This window comes from Sphaerotilus sp. (assembly GCF_041083715.1).
In the GTDB taxonomy this organism is placed as follows: Bacteria; Pseudomonadota; Gammaproteobacteria; order Burkholderiales; family Burkholderiaceae_C; genus Sphaerotilus.
Genome location: NZ_JBFPGY010000236.1, coordinates 1 through 8,403 on the forward strand (window position 1 = coordinate 1; position 8,403 = coordinate 8,403).

General features: G+C 65.3%; 9 protein-coding genes and 1 tRNA gene. 4 read left to right on the forward strand and 6 right to left on the reverse strand.

The window, feature by feature from the left end:
- The coding region (locus tag AB3X43_RS10355; protein WP_369429765.1) for a HemK family protein methyltransferase at positions 1-563 on the forward strand (563 nt) is incomplete at its 5' end.
- A gap of 77 nt (positions 564-640) precedes the next feature.
- Here the strand turns inward: AB3X43_RS10355 and AB3X43_RS10360 are convergent.
- The 3 genes from AB3X43_RS10360 to dacB form a co-directional block, all read right to left on the reverse strand.
- Positions 641-823, reverse strand: a complete 183-nt coding sequence (locus tag AB3X43_RS10360) for a hypothetical protein (RefSeq protein WP_369429766.1) — start codon at positions 821-823, stop codon at positions 641-643.
- Positions 824-1,111: 288 nt separating this feature from the next.
- Positions 1,112-1,185: transfer RNA gene (locus AB3X43_RS10365), tRNA-Gly, on the reverse strand.
- Between the two features lie 26 nt (positions 1,186-1,211).
- A complete protein-coding gene (gene dacB, locus AB3X43_RS10370) occupies positions 1,212-2,720 on the reverse strand; it encodes a D-alanyl-D-alanine carboxypeptidase/D-alanyl-D-alanine endopeptidase (RefSeq protein WP_369429767.1) in 1,509 nt (502 codons plus the stop codon).
- A 182-nt stretch (positions 2,721-2,902) separates the two neighbouring features.
- Here dacB and trmB point away from each other — a divergent pair, with 182 nt between their 5' ends.
- Positions 2,903-3,676 (forward strand): tRNA (guanosine(46)-N7)-methyltransferase TrmB, encoded by a 774-nt coding sequence (gene trmB, locus AB3X43_RS10375; protein WP_369429768.1) that lies wholly within the window; start codon positions 2,903-2,905, stop codon positions 3,674-3,676.
- Here trmB and AB3X43_RS10380 read toward each other — a convergent pair.
- On the reverse strand, positions 3,660-4,487 hold the full coding sequence (locus tag AB3X43_RS10380) for an undecaprenyl-diphosphate phosphatase (protein WP_369429773.1): 828 nt from the start codon (positions 4,485-4,487) through the stop codon (positions 3,660-3,662). The genes trmB and AB3X43_RS10380 overlap by 17 nt on opposite strands.
- Positions 4,488-4,562: 75 nt before the next feature.
- Positions 4,563-4,910 (reverse strand): hypothetical protein, encoded by a 348-nt coding sequence (locus AB3X43_RS10385; protein ID WP_369429769.1) that lies wholly within the window; start codon positions 4,908-4,910, stop codon positions 4,563-4,565.
- A gap of 216 nt (positions 4,911-5,126) precedes the next feature.
- On the opposite strand from AB3X43_RS10385, the gene AB3X43_RS10390 reads away from it, so the two are divergent.
- Positions 5,127-5,843 carry a pseudouridine synthase gene (locus AB3X43_RS10390; RefSeq protein WP_369429770.1) on the forward strand — a complete coding sequence of 239 codons (717 nt, stop codon included), beginning with the start codon at positions 5,127-5,129 and terminating at the stop codon, positions 5,841-5,843.
- A 246-nt stretch (positions 5,844-6,089) separates the two neighbouring features.
- Positions 6,090-6,719, forward strand: a complete 630-nt coding sequence (locus AB3X43_RS10395; protein ID WP_369429771.1) for a TetR/AcrR family transcriptional regulator — start codon at positions 6,090-6,092, stop codon at positions 6,717-6,719.
- A 103-nt stretch (positions 6,720-6,822) separates the two neighbouring features.
- Here AB3X43_RS10395 and AB3X43_RS10400 read toward each other — a convergent pair.
- Positions 6,823-8,403, reverse strand: a 1,581-nt coding sequence (locus AB3X43_RS10400) for a phosphoribosylformylglycinamidine synthase subunit PurQ (protein ID WP_369429772.1), incomplete at its 5' end; no start/stop codon positions are given.

The window sequence follows — 8,403 nt, forward strand, 5'->3', positions numbered from 1 at the left end:
TCGGCCAGGCGCTGGACGCCTGGCTGTCCGTCGACACCAACCACGTGCTCGATCTCTGCACCGGCAATGGCAGTCTGGCCGTCCTGGCCGCGATGGCCTATCCGCAAGTGCAGGTCGACGGTGCCGATCTGTCTGCCGACGCACTCGAAGTCGCCCGCATCAATGTGCGTCGGCACGGACTGGCTGAGCGCATCACGCTGATCGAGAGCGACGGGTTGGCGGCGCTGGACGGACCGTATGACCTGATTCTGTGCAATCCGCCGTATGTGAATGCTGCCTCGATGGCGCAGTTGCCCGCGGAGTACCGTGCCGAGCCGTCCCTCGCGCTGGCCGGAGGGACGGATGGCATGGACTTCGTGCGCAGGCTGTTGCAGGACGCCCCTGCCCGCATGCGGCCGCAGGCTGTGCTGGTGCTGGAGATCGGCAACGAACGGCCTTACTTCGAAGCCGCGTTTCCGACGCTGGAGGTGGTCTGGCTGGAGACGAGTGCTGGAGAGGATCAGGTGCTGCTGGTCACGCGCGAGGCGATGATGGAAGCCCTCACTGACAGCATCACCCGCTGATTCACGACAAAGCCCGCTCGATGGCGGGCTTCGGCTTCGACCGGCCTGCTGCTGCAGGCCATGCGAGAGGAGCTTACTTACTTGCTGGCAGCAGCCGCGGCGGGAGCGGCATGCGCCTTCTTCGCGTGCATCTTCTTGTGGTGCATCTTCTTGGCCGGAGCCGTGGCGGCAGCCGGGGCAGCGTCAGCGGCCGGAGCATCGGCAGCGAATGCGCCAACAGCGAACACGGAGGCGATCAGGGCGGCAAGCAGCTTCTTCATGGTGAACTCTTTCGGAGTGGGGGTTGTGATGGTTGCTCAACGAGCCCGATCAGACGACCGATGACATTCGGAATGCAAAGAAGTATTGCTGTGATCTGCGGGCATCGGAGCATCTCGCGCAGGTCCATCCCGATGGTCGGCGCCGACCAAGATCTCGACCAGTGCCAGCACCCGTGATCATGGGTAACTCCAAGCGATGTGCCGGGAGATCCTTGGGCAACAAAAAAGCCCTGGAGCGTTGATTCTCTGGGGCTTCTGGTGCTTGGTTGGCCTTCTCGGGGCCTGATTTGGAGCGGGTGAAGGGAATCGAACCCTCGTATGAAGCTTGGGAAGCTGCCGTTCTACCATTGAACTACACCCGCACTCTGCCAACAACTGCAGAACGCGATTATGCCAGACGTGCTGCCCACTCGATGCAGGCATCGAGCGCTGGCGTGGCAGCCGCCACATTCTCGGCATGGTTGGCCAACAGGCACACACCCAGCATGCGCCCGCTGCGGGTGCGCACATAGCCCGCCAGACCACGGGTGTCGAGCAGCGTGCCGGTCTTCAGCCAGGCGCGCCCTTCCGCGGCGCCACCGCGCAGACGGCCCTCCAGCGTGCCATCGACACCGGCGATCGGCAGGGACTCCAGGAGCAGCTTGCCCTGCGGTCCGCGTGCGGCGCGGCTCAGCAAATGGACCATCGCCTGCGGCGTCGCCTTTTCCAGGCGGGAAAGGCCGGAACCAGTGTCCAGTCCGATCCACTCGCGGCGCACGCCCTTGCGGGTCAGCCAGTCGCGCACGCGGGCTTGCGCGGCATCGGCAGTGGCCGGACGATTCGGGAACTCGGGGGCCATGCTGAGCATGAGGTGCCGCGCGACCAGGTTGTCGCTGCGCTTGTTCATCTCGATCAACTGCTGCGACAGCGGCTCCGACAGATGCTCGGAATACGGTGCCGCGGTCTGCCCATCGGCCAGTTGCCAAGGCACCGGCGATGACGCGGAATGTTCGACCACCCGCCCGCGCAGCACCCCGCCCGCCTGCAGCCACAGCCCTTCGATCGCACGCAGCCCCAGGTCACGCATGCTGACCGGCGAGAACCGGATCTGCTGCGCGCCACAACGGGCGGACCACTGCCCGTTGACCTGCAACTGCGGCTGCGGCGAGCCCTCGACATCGCGGTAGACGGCATTCGCCACGCAAGCGCCGCCCCGCCCCAGCGCGTTGACCAGCTTGACGTCATGCAGGGCCGGCGTGACCTGGATGTTGGCGTGCCCACCGCTGTCCGACTGCACGGCCACGCGCACCACACCCGCATCCAGCGCCAGTGCATCGGGACGCACATGGTGCGGGCGCTCCGGGGAGGGCTCCGGCGTCGATGTCAGGTCCTGGGGGCGCAGGCTGAATGCCTCCCGGTTGAGAATGATGTCCCCCCAGACTTCCTGCAGGCCCTGCGCGCGCAGTTGCTGGAACCACGCCAGCAGGTCCTGCGACGTCAAGCTGGCATCACCCCCTCCGCGGATGACCAGATCGCCCAGCAGCCGGCCATTGGTCAGCGGACCGCTGAGGTAGGCGCGGGTACGCCAGCGGTAGGTCGGGCCGAGCAGGTCGAGCGCCGCCATCGAAGTGATCAACTTGGAGGTGGACGCGAGCACAAAGGGCCGTGCAGCCTGCCAGGACAGCACGGCGGGGGCGCCGTCCAGCGCCTGCACATGCAGGCCGAAACCGTCCAGCGCCAGACCGGTGTCGAACAGTCGCGCCTTGAGCGCGGAGGGCAACACATCGACTGGCTCGGTCAGGACCACCGACGGCGCGACCGGACCCGTTCGACGGACGCGCGCCTGAAGCGGAACGGCTGCCAGGCCCGTCGACGCGGCCGCGGCAAGCGCCAGCCAGCGGCGCCGGGACGGATGCATGGGCCCATCGGAGGCCGTCACGGTTGATGCAGAATCACTCATGCACCGAGCCTAGGCGGGCACCGCCCACGTGCATAGGCAAAATAGCCCGCACTAGCCCCTCCAATCTCGAGACCACTGGTTTCAGGGATTTCTTTCTGAAATATTCATACCGATCGCACGCGACGCGGTACCCCTTGTTCATGACTGTCACCGATCCGTCCCACGCCCTGCCAGACCTGTCTGCGCACACGGAAGCCAGTACCGGCCCGAACGAACCGTCTGTTGCCCACCACCGCGCGATCCGCAGCTTCGTGGTCCGGGCCGGCCGCATGGGCACGGGACAGATGCGCGCGCTGGAGGAGCTGGGGCCACGCTACGTGCTGCCCTGGTCCGACCAGCCGGTGAATCCGCAGGCCATCTGGGGCCGTGCAGCACCGCTGGTCCTGGAGATCGGCTTCGGCATGGGTGGCGCCACCGCTGAAATCGCCCGCAACCGGCCAGAGGTGGATTTTCTCGGCGTCGAGGTCCACACGCCTGGTGTCGGTGCCCTGCTCAAGCTGATCGACGAACAAGGCCTCGAAAACCTGCGCGTCGTGCAGCATGACGCCGTGGAAGTGCTGGACCGCATGATCGCGCCGGCCTCGCTGGCGGGCATCCACATCTTCTTTCCCGACCCCTGGCACAAGAAGAAGCACAACAAGCGACGGCTCATCCAGTCCGGGTTCGTTGCCCGCCTGGTCACTCGACTGGCGCCCGGTGGTTACCTGCACTGCGCGACCGACTGGCAGCCGTACGCGGAGCAAATGCTGGAGGTGCTGACCGCCGAGCCGACACTGGCAAACACGGTCGACGGCTATGCACCCCGACCCGACTACCGCCCGCTGACCAAGTTCGAGAACCGCGGCCTGAAGCTGGGGCACGGCGTCTGGGATCTGGTGTTCCAGCGCCGCGCTGACCTCAGTCGTGCCAGCTGACCATGCCGGTGTAGGACGTCACCAGGATCAGCAGGCCGAAGGCGATGCGGTACCAGGCGAAGGGCACGAAGTTGTGCGTCGCCACATACTTCAGCAGCCAGCGCACGCACAGCCAGGCCGACAGGAAGGAAAACACCAGCCCGACGGCAAACACCGGCGCATCCGCCATCGACAGGTGCGCGCGCTCCTTGTAGAGGCTGTAGACGCCGGCACCTATCAGGGTCGGGATGCCGAGAAAAAAGCTGAAATCGGTGGCGGCCTGCCGCGACAGACCCATCAGCATCCCGCCGATGATGGTCGAGCCGGAGCGGCTCGTGCCCGGGATCATGGCAAAGCACTGCACCAGGCCCACCTTCAGCGCATCGATCGGAGTCATGTCATCGACCGAGGACACCCGCACGACACTGGCGGGGCGGCGCTCGGCCCACAGGATGATCAAACCACCGACAATGAAGGCCGAAGCGACGATCACCGGGATGAACAGGTGGGCTTTGACCGTCTTGCCGAAAGCCAGACCGAGCACCACCGCGGGCAGGAAGCCGATCAGTACATTCAGCACGAATCGCTGCGCATCCCGACTGGCCCCCAGATGGGTGACCGTGTTCGACAGGCGCTGCCAATAGACCAGGATGACCGCGAAGATGGCACCGGTCTGGATGGCGATCTCGAAGACCTTGCCGCTTTCCGTGTCGAACCCGCCGAGCAGCGAGCCTGCGAGGATCAAGTGCCCGGTGCTGGAGATCGGCAGAAACTCCGTCAGACCTTCGACCACGCCCATCACCGCGGCTTTCAACAACATCACGATATCCACACTCACATCCCTTCGATTGGCCCTCTGCGGGCCGGACAAGAAAACGCCCCGATTGACGGGGCGTGATACTGGTGTTCAATACTGCAAAAGAAGATAGCACAGGCGCAGTGGCGTTCCGTTCCGGAAGCCTTGCGTCTGCGCTCGCCTGACGACATGGTCACACTCACTTTGAAAAAAAAATCCGCCCCTTCCCACGATCAGGGGAAGCCTGCCGGACGAGGCCCCGTGCGCGGACACAGTTCCCGCGCGCGCCCGACACTCGCGGAAGCCCAGGCGCAGCGCGTCGAGCAGCAGGCATGGGAACGGGAGCAGGCCCAGCAACGCGATCGCGCCGACCGCCGACCGCAGCCCCCACGCCGGGATGGCGGCGGACCGCTGAGCGTCAACAACCAGCGATTTGCCCAGAATCTGGCCGACCGCCATGCGCCGCGCCGGGAGACTCAAGCACCGACATGGCAGCGACCGCCCGAAACGCCTCGCCAGGCCCCCGTCCCGGCACCCACCCGGCCACTGAAGAGCGTCGTCAATCCCCAGGTCGCCCGCCAGATGGGTTCCGACCGCCCGGGGACTCCGCCTGCCACGCCGACGAACCGTCCCCCAAGCCTGCCTTCGGCAGAGGGTGATCGCCTGTCCAAGCGCATGACCGCGCTCGGCCTGGCATCGCGCCGGGAAGCCGATGAATGGATCGAGGCGGGATGGGTGCGCGTCAACGGCCGTCTGGCTGTGCTGGGACAGCGTGTGCGCCCGGAAGACAAGATCGTCGTCGATCCCGCCGCACACCGCGAGCAGGCCCAGCGCGTCACCATCCTGCTCAACAAGCCCGTGGGCTATGTCAGCGGTCAGGCCGAAGATGGCTATGAGCCGGCGTCCGTGCTGCTGCGCCCGGAGAACCAGTGGAAGGAAGACCAGTCCGGGCTGCGCTGGCATCCGGGTCACATGCGCAGTCTGGCGCCGGCGGGACGGCTGGACATCGATTCGGTCGGCCTGCTGGTGCTGACCCAGGACGGCCGGGTAGCGCGCCAGCTGATCGGCGAAGACTCGAACGTCGAGAAGGAATACCTGGTCCGGGTCGAATACCACCACGGCCCGCGGCTGCCCGACTCGGACCTTGCACTGCTCAACCACGGCCTGACCCTCGACGACCACGTGCTGCGCCCCTGCAAGGTCAGCTGGCAGAACGAGGACCAGCTGCGCTTCGTGTTGCGCGAAGGCCGCAAACGCCAGATCCGGCGCATGTGCGAAGCGGTCGGCCTCAAGGTGGTCGGGCTGAAGCGCGTGCGCATTGGCAGCGTGTCGCTGGGCCATCTGCCCCCGGGCCAGTGGCGATACCTGCGACGGGATGAATTTTTCGCGTGAAAAATTCACTGGTCTCAAGATACAACTAATGAATAAACGGGTAAGAACCGTACCACTTTTCGGCAACCCCCCCACCGCCCATCACAGACACTGTCCGCAGAGATGGTCAAGCCGATCAAGCGGTCGGCAACACCTATCGAACTGACGTGATTGTTAGTACAACGGTAATAAAAAGTACCTTTTTTTATCACTTTTTCTGCTTTTGGGAATAAAAGCTAAAGTACGATTGGGATGTGGGGAAGCCTCATGATCGAACAAACAGCCATAATTTCTTCTTCGCTAGACCACCGCACCCGGCTTCTTGAAGGCATGGCTCGCTGCGTGGCCACCAAAGGGTATGCCGATACCACGATCGCCGACATTGCCACGGCGGCGCGTGTATCCAAGCGTACGTTCTATGAACATTTCAAAACAAAACAAGAATGCCTGATCGCCCTGTATGAAAACGCCAGCCAGCGTGGCCTGAACAGCCTGGCAAGAGCGATCGAACCTGATCAGCAGTGGCCGACCCGTGTCGATCATGCCGTGAAGGCCTATTTCAGCCACCTGGCGGCCAACCCGCTGCTGATGCGCACGCTGTTCATCGACGTGCTGGCCGTGGGCCAGGAAGGTCTCCAGGCCCGGCGCAAGGTGCACCAGCAACTGGCGGAACTGATCGCCAGCACAGCCGAGCAGCCAGACAGCGAGCTCAACGTATGGCAAGCCAATGCGATCATCGGTTCACTGACCGAGATCGTGCTGCAGGCCATCGAACAGGACCGGGTCGAACAACTGCCTGAATGTGCGGACGAGGCTGCCCAGGTCATTCGCGCCGCCATGCAGTCCCAGCTTGCACATCCGGTCATCCTTCCGGAACCCGGCACAGATCCGCACTGAAGGGATCGCTGATGTGAAAACGGCACCGATTCCGGTGCCGTTGCATTGTCCAGGACCGGCAAGCGCTTTCCCCACACATGCGCTTGCCAGGAAATGCTCCCCCTCAGCCGACCCACTTCCGGGCGTTGCCGAACATGCGCAGCCACGGACTCTGCTCGGACACCGCACCCGACGTCCAGCTCATCTGCACATTGCGGAACACCCGCTCCGGATGCGGCATCAGCACCGTGAACCGACCATCGGCCGTGGTCACCGACGTCAGGCCATCCGGGCTGCCGTTGGGGTTGAGCGGATAGGTTTCAGTCGGACGCCCGGCATGGTCGACGAAGCGCATCGCACGCTGCACCCGCGCCGCGTCGCCGCGCTGCGAGAAGTCGGCATAGCCTTCGCCATGCGCGACCGCGATCGGCAGGCGGCTGCCGGCCATGCCCTGGAAGAAGATCGACGGACTCTCCAGCACCTCGACCAGACTCAGCCGCGCCTCGAACTGCTCGCTCTTGTTGCGGGTGAACTTCGGCCAGTCCTGCGCGCCGGGAATGATCGGTGACAACGCGGCCATCATCTGGCAGCCGTTGCACACGCCCAGTGCGAAGGTGTCCTGCCGGCCGAAGAAGGCCGCGAACTGCTCGGCCAGCGCCGGGTTGAACAGCACCGAACGCGCCCAGCCCTCGCCCGCCCCCAGCGTGTCGCCGTAGCTGAAACCACCGCAGGCCACGAAGCCCTGGAACTGGTCCAGCCGCGCACGGCCGCGCTGCAGGTCGGTCATGTGGACGTCGAAGGTGTCGAAACCGGCCTGTGCCATCGCGTAGCTCATCTCGACGTGCGAGTTCACGCCCTGCTCCCGCAGGATCGCCACCTTCGGCCGCGTGGTGTGGATGAACGGCGCAGCCACCTCCTCCAGCGGATCGAAGCGCAACGCGACGTGCAGACCGGCATCGTCCGGTGCGCCCACGGCCGCGTGCTCACTGTCCGCGCAGGCCGGGTTGTCGCGCTGCGCGGCGATGCGCCAGCTCACGTCGTCCCACGCCTGCTGCAGCTTCTGCAGCGGCGCCTTGAACACCGTCTTCGCATCGCGCCAGACCTCGACCGCCGCCCGGTCGTTCGTCTTGCCGACGACGTGGCTGTGCTTGCTCAGGCCGTGCGCGCGCAGCGTCTGCATCACCTCGTTGCGCACGCTGGTCGGCACCTGGATCACGGCGCCGAGTTCCTCGTTGAACAGTGCCTTGAGCGTCAGCTCGTTGCGGCGCTCGCCCACCTGGGTGGCCCAGTTCTTCGAGTCACCCGTGTCGGCGCGGCTGTCGGTGATGCCGTCGCCTTCGGTCACGAGCATGTCTACGTTCAGGCTCACGCCGACGTGGCCGGCAAACGCCATCTCGCAGGCTGCCGCCCACAGGCCGCCGTCGCTGCGGTCGTGGTAGGCCAGCAGCTTGCCCTCGGTGCGCAACTGGTTGATCACCGTGACCAGCGCCTTGAGCTGCGCCGGGTCGTCCACGTCCGGCACCTCGTGGCCGAACTGACCGATCACCTGCGCCAGCATCGAGCCGCCCATGCGGTTCTGGCCGTTGCCGAGGTCGATCAGGATCAGCGAGGTGTCGAGTCCGGCGGGCGTGTCGGTCTTGAGCTGCGGCGTCAGCGTGCCGCGCACGTCGTCCAGCGTGACAAACGCCGTGACGATCAGCGACAC

What these genes read in the sequence shown, in the direction of transcription:
- AB3X43_RS10360 (WP_369429766.1), bottom strand. Translation starts at nt 823, where the DNA reads ATGAAGAAGCTGCTTGCCGCCCTGATCGCCTCCGTGTTCGCTGTTGGC.
- dacB (WP_369429767.1), bottom strand. Translation starts at nt 2,720, where the DNA reads ATGCATCCGTCCCGGCGCCGCTGGCTGGCGCTTGCCGCGGCCGCGTCG.
- trmB (WP_369429768.1), top strand. Translation starts at nt 2,903, where the DNA reads ATGACTGTCACCGATCCGTCCCACGCCCTGCCAGACCTGTCTGCGCAC.
- AB3X43_RS10385 (WP_369429769.1), bottom strand. Translation starts at nt 4,910, where the DNA reads ATGGCGGTCGGCCAGATTCTGGGCAAATCGCTGGTTGTTGACGCTCAG.
- AB3X43_RS10390 (WP_369429770.1), top strand. Translation starts at nt 5,127, where the DNA reads ATGACCGCGCTCGGCCTGGCATCGCGCCGGGAAGCCGATGAATGGATC.
- AB3X43_RS10395 (WP_369429771.1), top strand. Translation starts at nt 6,090, where the DNA reads ATGATCGAACAAACAGCCATAATTTCTTCTTCGCTAGACCACCGCACC.